General features: G+C 64.3%; 20 protein-coding genes. 16 read left to right on the top strand and 4 right to left on the bottom strand.

Annotated features, from left to right (window positions below; all coding sequences use genetic code 11):
* The first annotated feature begins 175 nt into the window (after positions 1-175).
* From LK03_RS21325 to LK03_RS21285, 9 genes are all read left to right on the top strand, one after another.
* Positions 176-487: a DUF485 domain-containing protein gene (locus tag LK03_RS21325; RefSeq protein ID WP_028694816.1), complete on the top strand. Its 312-nt coding sequence runs from the start codon at positions 176-178 to the stop codon at positions 485-487.
* On the top strand, positions 484-2,148 hold the full coding sequence (locus LK03_RS21320; protein WP_038414503.1) for a cation acetate symporter: 1,665 nt from the start codon (positions 484-486) through the stop codon (positions 2,146-2,148). The genes LK03_RS21325 and LK03_RS21320 overlap by 4 nt, the downstream gene beginning before the upstream one ends.
* Before the next feature lie 205 nt (positions 2,149-2,353).
* Positions 2,354-2,827, top strand: a complete 474-nt coding sequence (locus LK03_RS21315; protein ID WP_038414502.1) for a CS1 type fimbrial major subunit — start codon at positions 2,354-2,356, stop codon at positions 2,825-2,827.
* An 85-nt stretch (positions 2,828-2,912) separates the two neighbouring features.
* The gene (locus LK03_RS21310) at positions 2,913-5,405 is read left to right on the top strand and encodes a TcfC E-set like domain-containing protein (protein ID WP_038414501.1); all 2,493 of its coding nucleotides are present in this window, start codon (positions 2,913-2,915) and stop codon (positions 5,403-5,405) included.
* Positions 5,402-6,610 (top strand): hypothetical protein, encoded by a 1,209-nt coding sequence (locus tag LK03_RS22430; protein WP_205621223.1) that lies wholly within the window; start codon positions 5,402-5,404, stop codon positions 6,608-6,610. Before LK03_RS21310 ends, LK03_RS22430 begins: the two co-directional genes overlap by 4 nt.
* 125 nt (positions 6,611-6,735) lie before the next feature.
* Entirely contained in the window at positions 6,736-7,473 is a 738-nt protein-coding gene (locus LK03_RS21300; RefSeq protein WP_205621222.1) for a molecular chaperone, read from the top strand.
* Positions 7,470-8,669: a hypothetical protein gene (locus LK03_RS21655; protein ID WP_049870591.1), complete on the top strand. Its 1,200-nt coding sequence runs from the start codon at positions 7,470-7,472 to the stop codon at positions 8,667-8,669. The genes LK03_RS21300 and LK03_RS21655 overlap by 4 nt, the downstream gene beginning before the upstream one ends.
* 26 nt (positions 8,670-8,695) lie before the next feature.
* Positions 8,696-9,322 carry a response regulator transcription factor gene (locus tag LK03_RS21290; protein WP_038414500.1) on the top strand — a complete coding sequence of 209 codons (627 nt, stop codon included), beginning with the start codon at positions 8,696-8,698 and terminating at the stop codon, positions 9,320-9,322.
* A 9-nt stretch (positions 9,323-9,331) separates the two neighbouring features.
* A complete protein-coding gene (locus LK03_RS21285) occupies positions 9,332-12,544 on the top strand; it encodes a transporter substrate-binding domain-containing protein (protein WP_038414499.1) in 3,213 nt (1,070 codons plus the stop codon).
* A 39-nt stretch (positions 12,545-12,583) separates the two neighbouring features.
* Here LK03_RS21285 and LK03_RS22110 read toward each other — a convergent pair whose 3' ends face one another.
* A complete protein-coding gene (locus LK03_RS22110; protein WP_033727585.1) occupies positions 12,584-12,736 on the bottom strand; it encodes a DUF3309 family protein in 153 nt (50 codons plus the stop codon).
* Between the two features lie 285 nt (positions 12,737-13,021).
* On the opposite strand from LK03_RS22110, the gene LK03_RS21275 reads away from it, so the two are divergent.
* The gene (locus tag LK03_RS21275; RefSeq protein WP_038414498.1) at positions 13,022-13,831 is read left to right on the top strand and encodes an SDR family oxidoreductase; all 810 of its coding nucleotides are present in this window, start codon (positions 13,022-13,024) and stop codon (positions 13,829-13,831) included.
* 110 nt (positions 13,832-13,941) lie between these two features.
* Here LK03_RS21275 and LK03_RS21270 read toward each other — a convergent pair whose 3' ends face one another.
* On the bottom strand, positions 13,942-14,835 hold the full coding sequence (locus tag LK03_RS21270) for a LysR family transcriptional regulator (protein ID WP_038414497.1): 894 nt from the start codon (positions 14,833-14,835) through the stop codon (positions 13,942-13,944).
* 144 nt (positions 14,836-14,979) lie between these two features.
* Here LK03_RS21270 and LK03_RS21265 point away from each other — a divergent pair, with 144 nt between their 5' ends.
* The 6 genes from LK03_RS21265 to csrA all read left to right on the top strand — a co-directional run bounded on the left by LK03_RS21265 (position 14,980) and on the right by csrA (position 19,788).
* A complete protein-coding gene (locus LK03_RS21265; RefSeq protein ID WP_038414496.1) occupies positions 14,980-15,405 on the top strand; it encodes a VOC family protein in 426 nt (141 codons plus the stop codon).
* Between the two features lie 220 nt (positions 15,406-15,625).
* On the top strand, positions 15,626-16,936 hold the full coding sequence (locus LK03_RS21260) for an MFS transporter (protein ID WP_240478636.1): 1,311 nt from the start codon (positions 15,626-15,628) through the stop codon (positions 16,934-16,936).
* 24 nt (positions 16,937-16,960) lie between these two features.
* Positions 16,961-17,731: a 5-oxoprolinase subunit PxpB gene (gene pxpB, locus LK03_RS21255; protein ID WP_038414494.1), complete on the top strand. Its 771-nt coding sequence runs from the start codon at positions 16,961-16,963 to the stop codon at positions 17,729-17,731.
* A complete protein-coding gene (locus LK03_RS21250) occupies positions 17,728-18,672 on the top strand; it encodes a biotin-dependent carboxyltransferase family protein (protein WP_038414493.1) in 945 nt (314 codons plus the stop codon). The genes pxpB and LK03_RS21250 overlap by 4 nt, the downstream gene beginning before the upstream one ends.
* Positions 18,665-19,429: a LamB/YcsF family protein gene (locus LK03_RS21245; protein WP_038414492.1), complete on the top strand. Its 765-nt coding sequence runs from the start codon at positions 18,665-18,667 to the stop codon at positions 19,427-19,429. The genes LK03_RS21250 and LK03_RS21245 overlap by 8 nt, the downstream gene beginning before the upstream one ends.
* Positions 19,430-19,575: 146 nt before the next feature.
* Positions 19,576-19,788, top strand: a complete 213-nt coding sequence (gene csrA, locus LK03_RS21240) for a carbon storage regulator CsrA (protein WP_038414491.1) — start codon at positions 19,576-19,578, stop codon at positions 19,786-19,788.
* Between the two features lie 4 nt (positions 19,789-19,792).
* Here the strand turns inward: csrA and LK03_RS21235 are convergent, their stop codons facing one another.
* Both LK03_RS21235 and LK03_RS21230 read right to left on the bottom strand, forming a co-directional pair.
* Positions 19,793-20,020, bottom strand: a complete 228-nt coding sequence (locus LK03_RS21235) for a YheU family protein (RefSeq protein ID WP_038414490.1) — start codon at positions 20,018-20,020, stop codon at positions 19,793-19,795.
* Positions 20,021-20,085: 65 nt separating this feature from the next.
* Positions 20,086-21,270: an osmoprotectant NAGGN system M42 family peptidase gene (locus tag LK03_RS21230; protein WP_038414489.1), complete on the bottom strand. Its 1,185-nt coding sequence runs from the start codon at positions 21,268-21,270 to the stop codon at positions 20,086-20,088.
* Position 21,271: the final 1 nt, after the last annotated feature.

Here is a 21,271-nt window from a genome sequence, read left to right as displayed (position 1 = left end):
GGCGTCGCAGTCCAGAGCCTCTGCACAGCGCATGAATTGGGCGTCCTGCGCTGCGCTTTGTTACCTGCTGTGCAAGACACTGTTTCATCTAAGACTAAGGTCGTCTGGTTGGTTGGCGCGGTGGGCCTAAAGTTGAATCGGGTTTTCCCTACTTTGTGCTGCTAGGACAAAAACAATGAACGACAGCATTTACCTATCGATACAGAACAGCCCGAGGTTCAAGGAGCTGGTGCGCAAGCGCGAGCGTTTTGCCTGGATTCTCTCGGCCATCATGCTCGGTCTTTACTGCGGTTTCATTCTGCTCATCGCCTATGGTCCGCACCTGCTTGGCGCCAAGATCAGCCCTGATTCGTCCGTCACCTGGGGCATCCCGCTCGGGGTTGGCCTGATCGTCTCGGCGTTCGTGCTCACTGCCATCTACGTGCGTCGCGCCAACGGCGAATTCGACGACCTGAACAACGCCATCCTCAAGGAGGCCCAGCAATGATGCGCTACGGCAAATCACTCGCGCTGCTGGGCACCGGGCTGTTCGCGCCGGCACTGCTGGCCGCCGACGCCCTGACCGGCGAAGTGCACAAACAACCCCTGAACGTCTCGGCCATCGCCATGTTCCTGGCCTTCGTGCTGTTCACCTTGGGGATCACCTACTGGGCCTCGAAGCGCAACAAGTCGGCAGCCGACTACTACGCCGCAGGCGGGCGTATCACCGGGTTCCAGAACGGCCTGGCGATTGCGGGCGACTACATGTCGGCAGCGTCCTTCCTGGGTATCTCCGCGCTGGTGTTCACCTCTGGCTACGACGGCCTGATCTACTCCATCGGCTTTCTGGTCGGCTGGCCGATCATTCTGTTTCTGATCGCCGAACGCCTGCGTAACCTGGGCAAGTACACGTTCGCCGACGTGGCGTCCTATCGCCTCGGGCAGAAGCAGATTCGCACCCTGTCGGCCTCCGGCTCGCTGGTGGTGGTGGCCTTCTACCTGATCGCGCAGATGGTCGGTGCCGGCAAGCTGATCCAGCTGCTGTTCGGCCTCGACTACCACGTGGCTGTGATTCTGGTCGGCATCCTCATGTGCATGTACGTGCTGTTCGGCGGGATGCTGGCGACCACCTGGGTGCAGATCATCAAGGCGGTGCTGCTGCTCTCGGGCGCAAGCTTCATGGCGCTGATGGTGATGAAGCACGTGGGCTTCGACTTCAACACGCTGTTCTCCGAGGCGATCAAGGTGCACGCCAAGGGTGAAGCGATCATGAGCCCGGGCGGCTTGGTGAAGGACCCGATCTCGGCGTTCTCGCTGGGTCTGGCGCTGATGTTCGGCACTGCAGGCCTGCCGCACATCCTGATGCGCTTCTTCACCGTTTCCGACGCCAAGGAAGCGCGCAAGAGCGTGCTGTATGCCACAGGCTTCATCGGCTACTTCTATATCCTGACCTTCATCATCGGCTTCGGCGCGATTCTGCTGGTCAGCACCAACCCGGACTTCAAGGACGCCGCAGGCGCCTTGCTCGGCGGCAACAACATGGCCGCGGTGCACCTGGCCGATGCCGTGGGCGGCAGTATCTTCCTCGGCTTCATCTCGGCGGTCGCCTTCGCCACCATCCTTGCGGTGGTCGCAGGCCTGACCCTGGCCGGTGCCTCGGCGGTGTCCCACGACCTCTACGCCAGCGTGTGGCGCAAGGGCAAGGCCAACGACAAGGATGAAATCCGCGTTTCGAAGATCACCACCGTCGCCCTGGGCGTGCTGGCCATTGGCCTGGGCATTCTGTTCGAGAAACAGAACATCGCCTTCATGGTCGGTCTGGCGTTCTCCATCGCCGCCAGCTGTAACTTCCCGGTGCTGCTGCTCTCGATGTACTGGAAGAAGCTGACCACCCGCGGCGCCATGATCGGCGGCTGGCTGGGGCTGATCAGCGCAGTGGGCCTGATGGTGCTCGGCCCGACCATCTGGGTGCAGATCCTCGGTCACGAAACCCCGATCTACCCGTACGAGTACCCAGCGCTGTTCTCGATGCTGATCGCCTTCGTCGGGATCTGGTTCTTCTCCGTCACCGACAAGTCGGCGGCTGCAGAGAACGAGCGTGCGCTGTTCTATCCGCAGTTCGTGCGCTCGCAAACCGGGCTGGGGGCCAGCGGGGCGGTTTCGCACTGATCGCCTGACTCCATGGTTCGACAACGCCCCGCCAGTCGGGGCGTTTTTGTGGGTGCCATTATTTAGCCATCGTCGGAAATTTCCTAAACACCGTCGGAAGCGTCCTGTGTTTCCGAGGGGGTGTGGGCCGGAATAATGCCCGCCGTCGACTCGATCGACCGATGTGCGTTCCCGCCCATCGACCTTCGTTCCTTAGGAGATACCCGTGAAAGCACTGCGCTTTGCCCTTCCATTGGCTGTTCTGATCGCCGGCACCGCCGTGGCTGACCCCATCGAAAAACAGGTACTGATCACCGCCACCGTACCAACCGCCAACTTCTATGTGGAGCCGGTCGGTGGCAACTGGATGAACGATCCGCAGGACATGGCCTGGAACTCGTTCCAAGGCGCGCTGACGCCGATTCGCAAGCAACTGCAAGCCAAGAGCACCATCGGCCCGATCACCGCACATCTGCTTTCGCCAGCGGTGGTCAGCAGTGGTCTGAACGCCATCAACCTCGATGTGAAGATTGCCGACACCGTGCTGACCACGACACCTGCGCAGATTCTGACTGACGTGCAAGCCGCTCCGGGCGCGATCATCGACTTCGAAGTTTCCTCGCAGGTGCCGACCGGCGGCTACAAGCCGGGCAGCTACCAGGGGTTGGTCAGCATGATGTTCGAAACAGCTGCTCCCTGATCGTTTCGCTCGATTTTCAATGTCCTGACCCCTTCGCTCCCGGCCTCACCGGGGCGGAGTGGGCACTCGATCCTGGGCGAGCATCATGTTTTCCGCACGTTATCTACGCCACGCACTGTTTGCAGTCTGTCTGATCGCACTGCCTGCTGCCGCCGAGATGGCCGGCGGAGCAATGGGTGTGGTCAGTCAGGCTCAAGGGCTGCCAAGCGACTTTGAGCAGCACTTCTTCGACGTGCCGCTGGCCGTGCGCGTCGATCTCGACGGTCGCTACCTGGGCGATGCGATGATCGTGCTCAGCCGCGACGAACAGGTGCAACTGCTTGAATTCACCGACTATTCAGAAAGTCGCGAGCTACCCAGCCTGCGACGTCGCTGGCAGGAGCGCCTGGCTGAAGGCCGACCGCTTGGCAATTGCCAGCGCGACTGTGCCGATGGCTTGCAGGCCATTCACTACAGCCTGGTGAACTCGCAGCTGTCGTTGCTCACCGATGCGGCGGAGCGCACCGGCAGCGCGCCGCGCTATTACACGCTGCCGGACGAAGGCGGCGGCCTGCTGCTGCGCAACCAGCTCAACCTGGTCAGCGACAGCGGCGAAACCAGCGGCGTCTATTCCCTGCAGGGGCAGGGCAGCCTGGGTGCCTGGACCACCCTGGCCGATGCGCAGGTGGACCGCGGCGGCAGCGATGATGATCGCCTGCGCCATCGTCTCAGTCAGTTATACGCCGAACGTCTGAGCGACGATCACTTTTACCGGCTGGGCTATTTCACCCCCATCGCCCAAGGCCTGACTCGCCAGCCACGGTTGATGGGCCGGCAATCGGACACCACCTTGGGACTGATGTTCGGCAGCAGCGATGGTCTGCTGGTCGATAACGGCCAGACCAGCTCCACCCCCATCCACGTCACCCCCAACCGGCCCGGCATCGTCGAGATCTACCGCAATGGCGTGCTGATCAACAGCCAGCCGGTGCAGCCAGGTCTGCAGGCGCTCGACACCAAGGTTCTGCCAGCGGGTATCTATCAGGTAGAGGTGCGCCTGCTCGAAGACGGCCAGGAAACCTCGCGCAGCCAGGAATTCGTCTACAAGCCCAACAGCTGGCGCAACCTCGACAGCCGCTGGCGCTACAACGCCTATGTGGGCCAGCAGGCGCAATTGTTCAGCAACTGGGAAGAGAGCGGCGAAGACAGCCTCAATGCCGGAGTGTCGGCCAACTACCTGCTCCATCCGCGGGCGATCGTTGGCGGCTCGGTGCAGCAGGTCAGCGATACCACTCAGTACGGGGTGTCGCTGGACTGGGACGCTTTGGACCGAGTCAAACTGTACGGCAACGTCTATCGCTCCGACGGCCAGGGCAGCGGTTACGACCTGCAGGTCATCAACAACCACGAACTGGGTTCACTGGTGCTCAGTCGCAGCAAGAGCTGGTTGGAGGAAATGTCCCGCCCGACCCACAGCCAGATGGCCCGCTATGCCGAGCAGAGCCAGACCTCCGTGCTGTTCACGCGGCGTATCAGCAACCACAGTACCGCCACGTTGCGTGTCTCGCGCAGCACCGGCTCGGCCGAAGGCGTGGGTGTGGACATGGGCTGGTCCTACTACGGCAAGCTGTTCGGCTCCGATGCCAACTGGCGCCTGAACGTGTTCGACCGACCCGGCACGCGCAGCAGCGGCGACGAACGTAGCCGCGGGGTCAACCTGACCTTGAGCATGAGCCTCGGTCAGGGCGGTGAACGCATTGCCGCCAGCATTGGCAGCAGAACCTCGCACGATGGCGGACGCGACCACAACGCCACCGTCTCCTACATGAAAGATGTCGACCTGGGCGCATTGCGGTCACTGGGCGCCAGCGCCACGGTGGATCGCTACGGCGCAGGCTTGGGCGGTAACGCGCAGTTTCAGGGCCAGGCGCTGTATGGCGATGTGTACGCGCAAAGCTCGTCGTACAACGGCGAACTCAGTGCCGGGCTGAACCTGCAGAACATCGTTGCTGTAGGTGAGGGCAAAGTGGCGGTCACCGGCCAGTACCTGCCCCACGACGCCGGGCTGATCGTCGATGTCGAGAGCGACATCCCCAACCTCGACCTGCGCGCCGATGGTCAGTACGGCTCGAGCACCAGCCTCAAGCCGGGACGTAACGTGGTGCCGGTGCAAGCCTACAAGGCAGGCTACGTGCAGTTCGACCTGGACAACGATGGTCAGGCAGCCGCGGTGATCCAGCCCAGCAGCCTGGACTACCACCTCAATCGTGGCGGCGTCACCTACCGCAAGCTGCGCGTGTTGCGCACGGTCACCGTGCTCGGCCGCCTGATCGATGCGCACGGCCAGCCGATGGGCGGCGCCCAGGTGGTCAACCATGCCAGCCGCAGCGTGGCCGAGAGCGGCGGCATGTTCGCCGTGGAAATGAGCGAATCGACCCCCACCCTGGAAGTGCGTCAGGGCGGCACGACCCTCTGCCTGCTGTCCTTGGACCCCAATACCCTCACCCGTGAAGGGGATGTTCTGCTGGCCGGCGACCTGTCGTGCAACCCGGACAGCCTCGCCCAGGCACCCAGCCGATCCGGAGCGCAGCGCAGTTGAACACGCATTGCAAGACGTTCTGGCTGATCGGCCTATTGGTGATCGGCGTCCTGTTCAGCCTGGTTGCGGAGGTCACCCTGGCCGCAGAGGTGACGGTGACCGCGCAGTACCTGGCCAGTGCCTCGGGCCGCTTCGAGAACACCACGCCGCTGGCCTCGTTCTGCCGACGCTGGCCGGCCGAATGTCGCGACACCCAGGCCATGCAGATTCCGATCACCTACAGCAAAACCACGGTGACCGGGGACCCAGACCTGCTCAGCCGCTTCTACGTGAAGCTGCCCGGTGTCCGCCAGGTGGAGGTGGCCGACGCACGGACTGGCGAGCGACACACCCTGACCTTCGCCATCACCGCGCTGAGCCAGAAAGTCACCGGCGGTGAGTCTTACCGCAACAACCCGGCTTATACGCTCTACCCGCAAGGGGGCTGTCGGTACAAACGCACCTACTCGCACCCGGTCATGCCGGCGCGCACCTGGTACCTGTGGACGATCAAGGAGCCATCCGCGCCTGCTGGCTGCCACTCGGCACCTGAGGTTGGCGATAACGGGCAAGTGATACCGACCGAAATCGAAGAGATGGGCGTGGCCTATCACCTGGACATGCCGCCGCCTTATCGCATGAAGCCGGGCCTGTACACCGGCAGCCTCATCTACAGCGTCGGGCCTGGAGGCGACTTCGATTTTGGTAACCAAGTGAGCAATCTCAACGACACCAGCCTCACGCTCAACTTCCAGCTCGAGGTGCAGCACGCCTTCGTCTTCGAGTTCGCTCCCGGCTCCGAGCGCGCCGTGCTGGAACCCCCAGGCGGCTGGATGGCGTGGATGAACGGGCGGGGTGCGCCGCAACGACTTTACCGGGACCTGCCATTTCGACTGTGGTCCACCGGTCCTTTTCGCGTTTACAAGCGCTGCGCCCGTGACCTGGGCACAGGCTGCGCGATCAGCAATGAGCAAGGGCATCAGGTGCAGGTTGATGTGGCGTTGAGCCTGCCCGGCGGCATCGAGTACCAAGGCGCCGAGGTACAGCGACTGACGTTGCCCAGTGACCGCGCCGGAGCCTTGCAGATGGAGTCGGTAAGCCCTGCGCTGAACAAGCCCGGACAGTTGCACTTCAAGGTGGATGAGCAGGCGGTGCGCAGCATGCTCGACCACCCTGGCAGCCGCTACCGCGGGGAGGTCACGGTGATCTTCGACGCTGAACTGTAACGGCTTTGTCTTTAGGAATTTTCCTAATGCCGACTGGGAATTGTCTGGCTGGTCATGTCCGGCAGCATTGCAGACGATGGCGGTAATGGCCATGTGCTATGAATTTTTCTCCAAAGGGGCTCCACATGCTGAACCTATCCAGATGCCTGCTCGTCGCCATGCTGCTCGCGCCCGGCTGGGCCGAGGCGGCACCTGAACTGAACGTCGGTGGTCTGTACGACTACCTCGAGGCTGGCAAGAGCACTTCGCTCAAGCGCGTGCGCAACGGCGGCGACGCCACAGCGTTCGTCAAGGTCAGTGCCGCGGAGCTGGTCTACGACGACAAAGGCGTGTCTCACGAGGTCGAGCTCGATGGCCTGGCGCTCGAGCAACGTGGCCTGATCGTCAGTCCCGCGCGGCTGATCGTACCGGCGCGTGGCATGCAGGCCGTGCGCCTGCTGTACAAGGGGGAGCGGGAGCGCGAGCGCTATTACCGGCTGCGGTTCATCCCGGTCCTGCCCGAGCAGGGCGATGGCTTCGCGGTCACTGAGGCCGAGGCCGAGACGTACCGCGACAGCCTCAGGGCCGGGGTCAACCTGCTGGCCGGTTACGGCACCTTGCTGTTCGTGCGTCCGGCCGAGCCGCGTTACGCCACCCGCAGCAGTGCCACGGGCGGCAAACTCAGTGTGGTAAACGACGGCAACAGCACCGTGGTGCTCGATCACCTGCGTGTCTGCGAGCAGGGCACGGAGGTCTGCGGCCCCTCGACCAAGCAGCATGTCCTGCCGGGACGTAGCCGCGTGATCGACGGCACGCCTGGGCACGTCTTTCAGTTCGAGCTGCATGAAGGTGAGCAGCATCGATCCATGACGGTGCAAGGATGAGCCGGCGTGCATGGCGGGCTGTACCGCTGGGCTGCATCGCACTGCTGAGCCTGGGCTGGGCGTCGCTGGCCGATGCCGTCGAGGTGACGCTTAGCGCCGAATACCGCGGAGGCCTTCCCGCCGAATGGCGGCATACCACACCAGAAGCGCCGAACTGCGCGGACGTCACGCAGATGTGCCGTGGCAAACAGTCGGTAGGTATTGCGCTGACGTACACGAAAAAGGTGGTCACACACCTGGTGGACAAATTGTCGCGAGAGAACTTCTACGGCACCCTGCCGGCCGCTCGGAACGGCCAGATCGTTCATGAACAGAACGGCGATGTGCAGCCGGTCACCCTCAGCTTCAACTACTACTCTCAGGCAGTGTACAGCCCCAACCGCAACCGCAACCCTGTCGACAGTAGCACCCGCTGGGGAGGTAACTGCCAGCCACAGAATGGCAAGTGGCGCTCGAGCAACACCCTCGTCACCCACTGGCGTTATCGGCAATTTCCCGGCCTGTGTACCATGCGCAACCGCTGGGGCGGGGAGGGCGATATCGAGGTGATCGAGGCGTCCGATCTGGCCCTGACTTACACCCTGACCTTGCCCAGCGTTTCGCGCCTGCAACCTGGTCGCTATCGCGGCCGCATCGACTATAGCGTCGGTCCGGGCGGCGATTTCGATTTCGGTGACAACATCCTGTCGATCAGCGATACCGCCATCGGTTTCAACATCGTGATCGAGGTCGATCACGAGTTCCGTGTCGAATTCGCACCAGGCTTCGACCACGCCATTCTCCAACCGCCGGGCGGCTGGGGCGCTTGGCTCGACGGCGGTCGGGTCCCGCCGAAGATCAGCGCCGATTCCTCCTTGCGCATGTGGTCGTCCGGCCCGTTTCGCGTCTACAAATTCTGCGAATTCGAGGCTGGCGAGCACTGCGCGATTCGTAATCGACGCGGCGAAGAGGTGCCCCTGCACGTGCTGACCAGCATGCCTTGGGGCGTTCGCTATGGAGGTTGGCAAGGCGTCACGCGCATGCCGCTGCCCACTGGGCGCAACGCCGCCTTGGCCTTGGAGCCGGTGGTCTACACCCACAACGGTCCCGGCCAAGTGCATTTCGAGGTGGTCGAGGCCGACCTGCCGGCCATGCTCAAACGCCCTGGCGAGCGCTACAGCGGCAAGGTCACACTGATGTTCGACGCCGATCTCTGACGCCGGCTTCCGGTAAGGATGGACCCATGTACAAAGTCGTCGTGGTCGACGATCACCCTTTCATCCGCGCCACCGTGTGCATGTTGCTGCGCCAGGACCGTCTCGAGGTGGTCGGGCAGGCCGACAACGGGATCGATGCGCTGCGCCTGGTCCGTGAGCAAGAGCCGGATGTGATCATCCTTGACATCGCCATGCCGGGACTCGATGGGCTGGAGGTGATCGCGCGGCTCAAGGCCATGGAGCATCCAACCAAGGCCGTGGTGCTGACGTCGCTGCTTCCCGAAGCCTATTCATTGCGCTGCTTGCAGGCTGGGGCCGCCGGCTACGTGTCGAAAACCGATGATCTGGGCGAACTGATCAAGGCCGTTCGCGCGGTGCTGTCAGGCTACAGCTACTTCCCTGAAGTGACGCTCAGCTCGGTCAACAGCCAGGATCTGCGCAGCGGTGAAGCGCAGTGGATCGCCGCGCTCACCGACCGCGAATTGATGGTGCTGCAGCATCTGGCCCGGGGCCTGAGCAACAAGGAGATCGGCAGCACCATGTTGCTCAGCAACAAGACCATCAGCACCTACAAGAGCCGACTCATGGAAAAGCTGCGGGTCAGTTCGTTGATCGACCTGGCGGATTTTGCCCGCCGTCACCAACTGGTCTGACGCAGCCCTGTGAAACGCTTCTGCGCCTGCCTGCTGCTGGCCCTGTGGTGCCTGCCCGGCAGCGCGCAGACCAGCGATTCGCCTTCACTGCATGCCCGTGCCAGCTTCGCCGGCCCCCACGGCGAACCGCAACCGCAGATGCTGCGCTGGCTGTGGGCGCATGGGCCGTTGCGCCTGGGCGTCATCCGGCAGGACAACCCGCCGCTGGAGATGCTCGGCTCCGGACAGGTCTACGAGGGCATCAGCGCCGACTATGCGGGACTGGTGGCCGAGCACCTGCGCATGGAGATGCGCGTCGAGGCGTTCGACAGCTTCGAGGCGGCGGTCAAGGCGCTGCGCGCCGGTCAGCTCGACCTGCTGGCATCGGTGTCGACCTTCCAGGCCCGCGAGGCCGGCCTGCGCCTGTCCCGTGGCTACGCCCGTGACCAGCCACTGCTGATTACCCGCGGTGCCCCGGCCCAGGCAGCGATCCGCGGGGCTGTGCCGTTCAGCCTGGTGGTGGTCGACGGCTATCGGCCGTTATCGCAACTGAGCGCCTACTACCCCAGCGCTCAGGTGCGCAGTCACCCGTCAGCCTTCAGCGCCATGGCGGCCTTGGCCCTGGGGCGCGCCGACGCTTATCTGGGCAGCGCTTTGAATGCGCGCTTCCTGCTGGCGCGCAATCCGATCAGCGGCGTGCAGGAAGCAGGGCCTGCGCGTCTGCCGGAGGAAGACATCGGCTTTGCCATGCTCGACCAGGATTCGCCGCTGCCGGTGCTGGTCGAGCAGGCACTGAGCGCCATCGATGAACAGCAGCAGGCCCTGATTCGTCAGCGCTGGAGCCCGGCAGCGGATCACGCGGCGCTGGCGGCGCCGCTGCAACTGAGCGTTGCCGAGCAGCGCTGGCTCCAGGCCAACCCGCGGGTGAAGGTGCTGGTCGACGAGCAGATGCTGCCGCTGAGCTTCCGGGACGGCGATGGGCAACTGCGGGGGCTGAGCCTGGATGTGCTGGAACTGATCAGCCAGCGCAGCGGGTTGCAGTTCGAGGTCGAGGCCGGCAGCGGGCTGCAGCAGATGAGCGAGGCACTGAACCGTGGCCAGGCGCAGGTGATCGCCGGCGTGCCGCGCAGCCCGGCGCTGGCGTCGCACCTGGCCTTCAGCGGTGCCTACCTCAGTGCATCGCGAGTGCTGGTGACCCGCGACGAGGCCCAGGCGCCTGAGAGTCTGGAACAACTGCACGGACGCAACCTGGCGGTGGTCTGGGGCAGCGCCGTACAGTCTGTGCTCGAGCAGCAGGGCGGCTCGGTGACGTTGCACACCTTCGGCGGCCCGCTGGCCGCCCTGCATGCCGTGGCCCGGGAACAGGTCGATGCGGCGGTGCTGACCCTCGATGATGCGCGTTCGCTGATCGCCCGCTGGTATCCAGGACGCCTGCGCATCAGCGCCAGCCTGCCCATGGCCCCCGCGCACTTTGCCCTGGCCAGTCGGCGCGGCGATGTCGAGTTGCAGGGCATCCTCAACAAGGCGTTGTTGAGCCTGTCACCCCGCGAGAGCGAGCTGCTGGTGCGTCGCTGGCGTAATCCGCTGATCGTCAGTGATGGTCTGTGGCCGCGCTACCGCGGGCGTATCGTGCTCGGCTTCGCTCTGGTGATGGCGCTGTTGTCGCTGGCCATTGCCTGGATTCGCTACCTCGGACGCCTGCAAGTGAAGCTGCGCAGGGCCAAGCAGACCGCCGACCGCGCCAATCAGGCCAAGACCCGTTTCCTCACCACCATGAGCCACGAAATCCGCACGCCGTTGCACGCCATGCTCGGCATGCTCGAACTCGCTCAGCTCAAAGCCGAGCAGGGCGCGCTCGATCACCTGGCGCTGGAAGTTACGGCCGAGGCTGCGCGCAGCCTGCTGGAGCTGATCGGCGACATTCTCGATGTGTCGCGCATCGAAGCCGGTCAGTTGCAACTGGCACCGCAGCGCGTGCGCCTGCGTGAGCAGGTCGAGGGCGTGGTGCAGTTGTTCGAGCAGCAGGCCCGCAGCAAGGGTCTGGAACTGCGCTTGCATTGCCAGGGTGCGGTGGACAGCGATGTGCTGCTCGACCCGGTCCGCTTCAGGCAGGTGCTGGGCAACCTGCTCAGCAACGCGATCAAGTTCACCGCGCGCGGCTGGGTCGAGGTGCATCTGCGGGCGGTGCCCGAGCAGCAACGCCTGGCCGTGCAGTTGCAGGTGCGCGACAGCGGCGTAGGCATCGCTGCCGACGAACTGGCGCAGTTGGGGCAGCCTTTCCGTCAGGCCAGCAACCAGCGACAGTCGCCCCGCTGCAGCAGCGGATTGGGCTTAGGGATCAGTCGCAGTCTGTGCCAGATGATGGAGGGCGATCTGAAGCTGCACAGCGAGCTGGGGCAGGGCACCGAGGTGACCATCTGCCTGACGCTGCCCTGGCTGACCGAGCAGCCGTCGCGCAAGGTCAGCGCGCCGCAATCGCCAGGCGCGGCGACGCTGCCGCTGAAGGTGCTGGTGATCGACGACTACCCGGCCAACCGTCTGCTACTGGCGCAGCAACTGGATTACCTCGGCCATCAGGTGCGGGTCGCCGAGGACGGCGCACAGGGATTGCGGGTCTGGCTCCAGGAGCCGTTCGATGTGGTCATCAGCGACTGCAACATGCCGCGTCTGGACGGTTACGCGCTGGCCCGCGCAATGCGTGAGCACGAGCGCCGACGCGGACTGATGGCCTGCCGCCTGCTGGGCATCACGGCCAACGCGCTGCCTGAAGAGCGCTTGCGCTGCCGTGCCGCTGGCATGGATGACTGTTTGTTCAAACCCCTGGCACTGGGCAGTCTGGTGCAGGCTTTGGACAAGCAGTCGGGAAGGTGCGCCGAACCTGAGGCGGGGAGGGTAGTGGAATCGACATCGTTCGATGTGCAGCATCTGCATCGCCTGGTCGGTGCTGATCAGGCCGCGCTTCGCGCACTGACGCACAACTTGCGGCAAAGCAACCGGGATGATCTGCTGCGCTTGCAGCGAGTGGGTAAGGGTGAGCGTACGGCGCTGGCCGAACTGGCCCATCGGATCAAGGGCGGGGCACGCATTGCCGGCGTGGAACGATTGGCCAAGCTGTGCGAGGAGCTTGAACGAGTGTGCTCGCAAGAGGTGCCATGGTCACAGATTCAGGTGACAGTGCAAGCGCTCGCCGAGGCCATGACTGACCTCGAACGCAGCCTGGGGGAGCAGGCTGCGCGCGGGTGAGGCGATGATGGCGCCCGAGCGAGGCTCAGGAGCCGACGGTCATATCCGACCGAGCAGCAGCAGAATCAGCAGAACCACCAGGATCACGCCGATGATGCCGGACGGGCCATAACCCCACGAACGGGAGTGCGGGAAGACCGGCAGGCCGCCCACCAGCAGCAGAATCAGAACGATGATGAGGATCGTAGTCATGGGAAGAGTCCTTGCGTGAGCGAATAGGTAATGAGCGTGCAATGTCCGACGGTCGCAGGTGGGTACGAAAAATGTGCCGACAGTGTTCCAACTGCGCGGCGACCTTTCGTATCCACCCCACTGCTGGCCGCTTGTAAATTCCGACTGGTGCGGTGTGAATAAAGTTTTATTGGCTTTGCGCGCTGATTGTTTTCATACGTCTGCATTCACCTTGCTGATGGGCCTCAGCGCGTGGTCTGGGTTGGCTAGACTGCTGCGCACCTTCCAGGCAGCGAGAGGCAGATCATGTCCAAACGAATGATGATCACCGGCGCAGGCTCCGGGCTGGGCCGTGAAATGGCGCTGCGCTGGGCGCGCGAGGGTTGGCGGCTGGCCCTGGCCGACATTGACCAGAACCGTCTGGAGCAGACGCTGCAACACGTGCGCGCCGCGGGCGGCGACGGTTTCAGCCAGCGCTGCGATGTCCGCGACTACAGCCAGCTCACCGCCCTTGCGCAACGCTGCCAGGCGCAGTTCGGCGGCATCGATTGTGTGGTGAACAACGCAGGCGTGGCCTCTGGCGGCTTTTTCACAGACCTGAGCCTGGATGACTGGGAGTGGCAGTTGTCGATCAACCTGATGGGCGTGGTCAAAGGCTGTAAGGCGTTCGTGCCGCTGCTCGAACGCAGCCGCGGCACGCTCATCAACATCGCCTCCATGGCGGCGCTGATGCAGGGGCCGGGCATGAGCAACTACAACGTCGCCAAGGCCGGCGTAGTGGCGCTGTCGGAAAGCCTCAAGGTCGAACTGGAGCCGCTGTCGGTCAGGGTGCACGTGGTCTGCCCGTCGTTTTTCCAGACCAACCTGCTCGACTCGTTCCGCGGCCCTGACCCTGCCATGAAGGCGCAGGTGGGCAAGCTGCTGGACAGTTCACCGATCAGCGCCGCGCAGGTGGCCGACTACATCCATGCGGCGGTCGAGGCCGGGGAATTTCTCATCCTGCCCCACGAAGCCGGCCGCGCCGCCTGGCAACTCAAGCGCCAGGCGCCGGAGCGGTTGTATGCGCAGATGGCTGAGATGGCGGTTAAGATGCGGGGCAAGGTGAGTCGAGAGTGATCGTTGCCGCCGTGTGCAACCTGGCCCGTGAAACCATCACAGCGCGGTCTATTGTCTTGCCGACCCTGCCCTAGCTGCACTTCACCCCGCCTCAGCGCAGGCCCGGTTCCTCAAGCGCCTTGGCCACCCAACGCCATGTCCACTGCAATCTGCTCAATCAACTCCGCCAACAGCATCACCGGCTCGTTGGCATTGCGATTGGAAGGATGCACCAGCCCAATCTCACGGTAGAACGTATGCTCACCCAGGTCATGGGCACGAACCCCCGCAGGCCAGCGCTTGTGCCCGAAGGTCTCCGGCACCAGGGCCACGCCCACGCCACGGGCGACCAGCTCGACCAGCGCCTGCAACTCATCGAGCTCGGACACTTCGCGGGGCGTGAAATGCATCTTGCGCAGGAATCGGTCGACCTGACGGCCACCGAACGAGGCGCGGTCGTAGCGTAGGAAGGGCTGCGATGCCAGAAGCTCGCGCCAGTCCTTGTCGGGTGATTGGCGGGGTGCCAGCAGGCGATAGGGCTCGCGCACCAGCGGCACCCACCTCAAGTCACTTTGCAGGGCGAAGGCTGGATGAATGATGACGGCCATGTCGATCTCACCGGCATCCACCTGATCGAGCAACTCCATCGACAGCCCGGGCAGCACGCGGGTGCGAAAGCTTGGGTGCTGTTGGTGGAACGTGGCCAGGGCGCTGGGCAGCAGCATGCGCTGGATCGACGAAATGGCGCCCATGGTCACTCGCTGCGGCACCTGGGCCTCGGGCGTCGGCACGCCGAGGTTGTGGTACAGGCGAATCAGTTCGTGGGCTTGCTGCAGGGTGTGGTAGCCGGTGGCGTTGAGCCGGGCGCTGCGCCCGCTGCGGTCGAACAGTTCCAGGCCAAGCTCGGCTTCGAGCCTTGCGATCTGCGCGCTGACGGCGGCCTGGGTAAGACCGATCTTGCTCGCCGCAGCGGCGAAGGTGCCCTCGCGGGCGACCGCGACCAAGGTCTTCAGCTCACGGATCATTCACAAATTTCCTTTGTGCTTTGCAAAAAAATATATTGTTTTTTTTGTCTGTTCGCTAGACCTATGATCGGTTCCAGGCGTATCGCAGCGAGCTGACCCGCGCGGCTCCCGGCGCCCTATCACCAGAACAGACTGGAGCCCATGATGAGCCTTTCCCCTTTTCACCTGGCAATCCCTGTGTACGACCTCGCCGCCGCGCGTGCCTTCTACGGCGAGGTTTTCGGCCTGGCCGAAGGCCGTTCCAGCAGCCATTGGGTGGATTTCGATTTCTACGGACATCAGTTGGTGATCCACGAGCACCCCAAGACCGCGAGCCAGGATGCCGCGCACACCAATGCGGTGGACGGCCATGACGTGCCTGTGCCGCACTTTGGCATCATTCTGGGCTGGGAGGAGTGGGAAGCATTGGCCGATCGCCTGAAGGCACGGCAGACCCGCTTCGTCATCGAGCCCTACGTCCGCTTCAAGGGCCAGGTCGGCGAGCAGGCCACGATGTTCCTGTTCGACCCCTGTGGCAACGCGCTGGAGTTCAAAGCCTTCAAGGACATGAGCCAGCTGTTCGCAAAATGAGCCAATCCGGGCGCCGAATCGCAGCATTCGGCGCGTTGACCCCATAACAACAAAAAGGCCATGTCCTGGCCCATCGGCACTTCAGTTACTGCCCATCACAACCGGTTTGCCCTTGGCAGACATATAAAAACAGGCGGCCCAGACCGCCTTGCTAATAATCCGTTGGTTTGGTGAATGGTGATCTATGTCTCGCGTGCTAGCCCCAGAGGGCGCAGGCTCCATGCCTGCTGCCGCTCCCGATGCTGTGTCCCCTTCCTGCGACCGCAAGTCCGTCAGCCGTCGAGCGGCCATCGCCGCGTCCACTGGCACTGCCGTCGAATACTATGAATTTGGCGTCTACGGCTACATGGCCGCGATCATCGCGCCGCTGTTCTTCCCCAGTGACAACCCCGCTGCCGCGTTGCTGGCATCGTTGGCGGTATTTGGCAGCGCGTTCCTCACCCGCCCGCTGGGCGGCATCATCCTCGGGCGTCTGGGTGACCGCATTGGTCGACGTGGCGTGCTGCTCACCACGGTGATCGGCATGGGCCTGTCCACGGCGCTGATCGGCTTTTTGCCCACCACTGCCCAGGCCGGGATCCTCGCACCGATCCTGCTGGTGCTGATTCGCCTGGCCCAAGGCTTCTTCGCCGGTGCCGAGGTGGTTGGCGCGGCCGCATTCGTCGCTGAATCCGCGCCGGCGCACCGACGCGGCTTCTTCGGCGCCTTCACCCCAGTGGGCGTGGCCATCGGTGGCGGTACCGCCGCCTGCGTGTGTGGTGTGATCACCCTGCTGCTCAGCCCTGAAGCACTGCAGGCCTGGGGCTGGCGGATTCCGTTCTTTCTCTGTGTGCCGCTGGTGCTGCTGTCGTGCAAGCTGCGCCACAACGTCGAGGAAACCCCCGAGTACAAGGCCTTCCTGAAGAAGGACAAACCGCCGGCAGCGCCGGTGCGCGAAGTCATGGGGCGACACCTGGGCAGCGTGGTGCGGGTGGTGATTCTGGCCTTTGGGCAGAATGTCGGGTACTTCATCGGCATCGTCTTCATGAACATCTACCTGACCACCTATCTGAAGTTCGACAAGTCCCATGTCTACTGGACGATCGCCGGCATCAGCTTCATCGTCGCGGCCATGATGCCGTTCTGGGGCGCCGTCTCGGATCGCTTGGGCCGTCGTCGCACGCTGGCCATCGGCTTCCTCGGCTATATGGTGCTGGTGGTGCCGATGATGACCTTGATGAACGGCGCCTCGATCTGGGTCGCGGCCCTGGCACTGCTGGTTGCCACCTTGCCCATGCCTATCATTCAGTCGGTCGGTTATCCCACGTACGCTGAGCAGTTCCCGACGCGGGTTCGCTACACCGGCATGGCGATTGCGGTGAACCTGGGGGCTATCCTGGGTGGCGGGGTGGCGCCGTTCATGTCCTCGGCGCTGATCGGCTCGACCGGCAATCTGCTGATGCCGGGCTACTTTCTTGCAGGGGCGGCGTCGCTGAGTCTGCTGTCGCTGATCTTTCTCAAGGAAACGGCGGGTCAGCAGCTCGAGCGGTGAGGCCAGTAGATTTAGGTAACTGAAATGAACAGGTTGAAAGTGATGGACACCCCAGGCAGCGTCCCTGTCGAGCGCTGGACGATTCACCCGGCAGGCGATAGCTGCCTGGTGCTCACGTTCGGTCAGGTGCTCGACGTCGACACCAATCGCCGGGTGGCCCACTACGCTCGGCAACTCAATGAGGCGGTGCTCGAGGGTGAGCTGCATGGGGTGAGCGACATCGTGCCGGCGATGGTCTCGATCGGCGTGCACTATCGTCCGGAACAGGTGGCGTGTACCGAGGGCCAGTACCCTTACGAGGCCTTCTGCGAGCAACTGGACGCGGTATTGCGCAGGGCCGGTTCGTCATCGGCCGCTGCGCCGCGGGTCATCGACGTTCCAGTGTGCTATGGCGGTGAGTACGGCCCGGATCTGGACGCCGTGGCCGATGCGCTCAAGCTCACGCCCGAGTCGCTCATCGAGCTGCATGGCGGGCAGATGCTGGATGTACTGATGGTCGGCTTCGCGCCAGGGCATCCCTATATCGGTGTGCTCGACCCGCGCCTGAACCCGCCCCGCAGGGCCACGCCGCGCACCCATGTGGCCGCGGGCAGCATCGGCCTGGCCAACCGGCAGTCGGTGATCTATCCACTGGAGCTGCCGGGTGGCTGGAACCTGATCGGCCGTACCCCACTGACGGTGTTCGATGCCTATCGCACTCAGCCGTGTCTGATGCAGAGCGGCGACAAGATAAGGTTCGTGGCCATAACACCCGCTGTCTTCGAATCGATGCGCGAGGAGGGCCGCCCTGCATGAGCCTGGAGATTCTCAAGCCCGGTCTGTGCAGCACCCTGCAGGACACGGGACGAGTCGGCCATCAGCATGTCGGTGTGCCGGTCAACGGCCCCATGGATGCCCTGGCCCAGCAACTGGCCAACCTCCTGGTGGGCAACCGGCGCGACGCTGGCGTTGTGGAAATGACCCTGCAGGGGCCCACGGCGCGCTTCGACGCCGCCGCCTTGATCGCGATCGGTGGCGCTGACCTGGGCGCCACGCTCGACGGTGAGCCGTTGCCGCCGCATCGGCCTGTCCGCGCCATGGCAGGCTCGATTCTGGCCTTCGGCCAGCGTCGCTTCGGCGCCCGCGCCTACCTGGCCGTCGCCGGTGGCTTCACCCAGGACAGCGTGCTGGGCAGCGTCAGCACCTACCGCCGCGGCGCCTACGCCGGGGTGCTCGGCCGGGCGCTGCAGGCGGGCGATCGGCTGGGGCTGGCGTCGAGTTTTCGCAACCCCCCGCGCATCGTCCTGCCCAGCGGGTTGCGTCGTTGCATCGAGCGTGAAGCCCTGAGCGCCATCCGCCTCGTGCCAGGGGGCGAGTGGCACGCTTTCACGGACCAAGCGCAGCGTACCCTGCTGGAAGCCGAGTACCGCATCGGCAATGACTCGGAACGTATGGGCTACCGCCTGCTGGGCGAGCCATTGCCACTGCTCGCGCCCCTGGAGCTGCTTTCTGAAGCGGTGACCTTCGGCACCGTGCAAGTGCCGCCCAGCGGCCAGCCCATCGTGCTCATGGCCGACCGGCAAACCACGGGCGGCTACCCGCGCATCGCCAACGTCATCAGCGCTGACCTGCCACTGCTGGCGCAGCGGCTGCCCGGCGAGGCGGTGCGCTTCGAACTGACCACGCTCGAGCACGCGCAGCGCCTTGCCGTGCAGCGGGCCCGACTGCTTGTGCAACTGGAGCGAGAGCATGCCTGAGCTCGATTTCAACAGTGACCTGGGCGAAGGCTTCGGCGCCTATCGCATGGGTGACGACGACGCCGTACTGGCGCAGATCACCTCAGCCAACATCGCCTGTGGGTTTCACGCAGGCGATCCGCGAATCATGCGCCACACGGTCGCCGCCGCATTGAAAAACGCCGTGGCGGTCGGTGCTCATCCAAGCTTCCCCGATCTGCAAGGGTTCGGTCGCCGCAACATGACCCTGAGCGCGGATGAAGCCTACGCCTGCGTGCTGTACCAGGTGGGCGCGCTGCAGGCGTTCGTCACCGCCCAGGGGGGCAGGCTGCAGCATGTCAAGCCGCATGGGGCTCTGTACAACCAGGCGGCGGCCGATCCGGTTCTGGCCAGGGCGATCTGCGAAGCGGTGCGTGATCTGGACCCGCAGTTGTATCTGTACGGCCTGGCCAACAGCGAGCTGACCCACGCGGCTCAGGCGCTGGGCCTGGCGGTGCGCCATGAGGTGTTTGCAGATCGCACGTATCAGGCAGACGGCACGTTGACCCCGCGCAGCCAGGCCGGGGCGATGATCACCGACGCCGACCAGGCCGTGGCTCAAGTGCTGGGCATGCTGCGTGAAGGTCATGTGGTCGCGGTCGACGGCAGCACCGTGCCCGTGCAGGCTGACACGTTGTGCATCCACGGCGACCAGCCAGGCGCAGCCGCATTCGCCCAGGCGATTCGCCAGGCATTGACGCGCGAAGGGGTGAGCGTGCGTGCGCCGCAGCGAGCGTGAGCCGGGCAGTTAGCGCAATTTGTAGGTAGCGGACGTAAGAAAAGTTACCAGCCAAAGTAGGAAGGTTCCTGAATCGACCAATACCATTGGCAGGGCAACCGCTCCCCGGCAGTCTGCGGTCTTTTTCACCGCTGCGGGAGTGCGCCATGCTGGTATTCGTGAGAGAAGTGGGCGAGTCCATCGTCATTGGTGACGACATCACCATCAAGCTGGTCGATCTGCGCCGGGGTGTGGTGCGCATGGGCGTGGAGGCGCCGCGGCATGTCGAAGTGCACCGCAGCGAAGTGTTCAAGCGCATTCGCGCGCAACGCAAGTGCGAGCAGTCGGACGGTTCCGGGCCGGAGCGCTCGCGGCGCTGAGCGGTCAGCCCAGCAGCTCGGGCGGCACGTCGTGCCTGGCCAGCAGCTGGCATTGCTGGCTTTCCACATCGAAGAGGATGAACGCCTGGCCTTTGGCCAAGGCCTGGCGCACGCGCAGCACGCGGGTCTCCAGCGGCGTGTCGTCACCGTTGTCGGTGCCGTCGCGGGTGACGAAGTCCTCGATCAGGGCGGTGAGGGTATCGGCTTGCAGGTGCTCGTAGGGAATCAGCATAGGTCAGCGGCAATGGATGATGATTCGGGCCATCGTACGCGAAAGCCCGAATCACCGCGTAGGAATCAGGCCTTGTTCCCCACCAGGCTGTCCACGGCCGGTACCCGTGTGTCGCTCTCCATCTGCGCGTCGTGCTCGAGCTGGTGGCTGAAGCGCTCCAACGACGAGCTGGCCGGCTGCGAATCGCTGGCGAACACGGGCGGGCTGAGCAGGTAGCCGGTCAGCAGTCGGCTCAAGGCCGCCAGGCTGTCGATGTGGGTACGCTCGTAGCCATGGGTGGCATCGCAGCCGAACGCCACCAGCGCGGTGCGGATGTCATGCCCGGCGGTCACCGCCGAATGCGCGTCGCTGAAGTAGTAGCGGAACAGGTCGCGGCGCACCGGCAGTTCCTGTTCGGCTGCAAGGTTCAGCAGGTGGCGCGACAGGTGATAATCGTACGGCCCGGATGAATCCTGCATCGCCACGCTCACGGCATGCTCGCTGGAGGCTTGGCCTGGCGCCACCGGGGCGATGTCGATACCGACGAATTCACTCACGTCCCACGGCAAGGCGCCGGCTGCGCCAGAGCCGGTTTCTTCGGTGATGGTGAACAGCGGGTGGCAGTCGATCAGCGGTTGCTGGCCACTTTCCACCACCGCCTTGAGCGCTGCCAGCAGGGCGGCGACACCGGCCTTGTCATCCAGGTGGCGGGCGCTGATATGGCCGCTGTCGGTGAATTCGGGCAGCGGATCGAAGGCGACGAAATCACCGATACCGATGCCCAGCGCTTCGGCATCGGCGCGGGTGGTGCTATAGGCATCGAGGCGTACTTCGACGTGGTCCCAGCTCACCGGCATCTGGTCGATGGCGGTGTTGAAGGCGTGCCCGCTGGCCATCAGCGGCAGCACGCTGCCGCGCAGCACACCGCTGTCGGTGAACACGCTGACGCGGCTGCCTTCAGCGAAGCGGCTCGACCAACAGCCGACCGGCGCCAGCGCCAGGCGGCCGTTGTCCTGCACCTGGCGCACGCTGGCGCCAATGGTATCCAGGTGCGCGGAAACAGCCCGGTCCGGGGAGTTCTGCCGCCCGCGCAGGGTCGCGCGAATGGTGCCGCGACGGGTCAGCTCGAAGGGGATGCCCAGTTCTTCCAGGCGTTCGGCCACGTAGCGCACGATGGTGTCGGTGAAGCCGGTGGGGCTGGGGATGGCGAGCATCTCCAGCAGCACACGCTTCATGTAGTCGAGATCGGGCTCGGGATGTCGTTCGGACATG

This window comes from Pseudomonas cremoricolorata (genome assembly GCF_000759535.1).
Lineage (GTDB): Bacteria > Pseudomonadota > Gammaproteobacteria > Pseudomonadales > Pseudomonadaceae > Aquipseudomonas > Aquipseudomonas cremoricolorata_A.
The sequence above is the reverse complement of the archived record's forward strand: the minus strand, read 5'-3'. Positions and strand labels throughout refer to the sequence as shown.

Bases quoted from the DNA above. Each gene is read 5' to 3' on its own strand.
- LK03_RS21235 (WP_038414490.1), bottom strand. From the start codon at position 20,020: ATGCTGATTCCCTACGAGCACCTGCAAGCCGATACCCTCACCGCCCTG.
- LK03_RS21230 (WP_038414489.1), bottom strand. From the start codon at position 21,270: ATGTCCGAACGACATCCCGAGCCCGATCTCGACTACATGAAGCGTGTG.
- LK03_RS21300 (WP_205621222.1), top strand. From the start codon at position 6,736: ATGCTGAACCTATCCAGATGCCTGCTCGTCGCCATGCTGCTCGCGCCC.
- LK03_RS21265 (WP_038414496.1), top strand. From the start codon at position 14,980: ATGAGCCTTTCCCCTTTTCACCTGGCAATCCCTGTGTACGACCTCGCC.
- LK03_RS22110 (WP_033727585.1), bottom strand. From the start codon at position 12,736: ATGACTACGATCCTCATCATCGTTCTGATTCTGCTGCTGGTGGGCGGC.
- LK03_RS21245 (WP_038414492.1), top strand. From the start codon at position 18,665: ATGCCTGAGCTCGATTTCAACAGTGACCTGGGCGAAGGCTTCGGCGCC.
- LK03_RS21250 (WP_038414493.1), top strand. From the start codon at position 17,728: ATGAGCCTGGAGATTCTCAAGCCCGGTCTGTGCAGCACCCTGCAGGAC.
- pxpB (WP_038414494.1), top strand. From the start codon at position 16,961: ATGAACAGGTTGAAAGTGATGGACACCCCAGGCAGCGTCCCTGTCGAG.
- LK03_RS21655 (WP_049870591.1), top strand. From the start codon at position 7,470: ATGAGCCGGCGTGCATGGCGGGCTGTACCGCTGGGCTGCATCGCACTG.
- csrA (WP_038414491.1), top strand. From the start codon at position 19,576: ATGCTGGTATTCGTGAGAGAAGTGGGCGAGTCCATCGTCATTGGTGAC.
- LK03_RS21270 (WP_038414497.1), bottom strand. From the start codon at position 14,835: ATGATCCGTGAGCTGAAGACCTTGGTCGCGGTCGCCCGCGAGGGCACC.
- LK03_RS21310 (WP_038414501.1), top strand. From the start codon at position 2,913: ATGTTTTCCGCACGTTATCTACGCCACGCACTGTTTGCAGTCTGTCTG.
- LK03_RS21260 (WP_240478636.1), top strand. From the start codon at position 15,626: ATGCCTGCTGCCGCTCCCGATGCTGTGTCCCCTTCCTGCGACCGCAAG.
- LK03_RS21275 (WP_038414498.1), top strand. From the start codon at position 13,022: ATGTCCAAACGAATGATGATCACCGGCGCAGGCTCCGGGCTGGGCCGT.
- LK03_RS21290 (WP_038414500.1), top strand. From the start codon at position 8,696: ATGTACAAAGTCGTCGTGGTCGACGATCACCCTTTCATCCGCGCCACC.
- LK03_RS21325 (WP_028694816.1), top strand. From the start codon at position 176: ATGAACGACAGCATTTACCTATCGATACAGAACAGCCCGAGGTTCAAG.
- LK03_RS21320 (WP_038414503.1), top strand. From the start codon at position 484: ATGATGCGCTACGGCAAATCACTCGCGCTGCTGGGCACCGGGCTGTTC.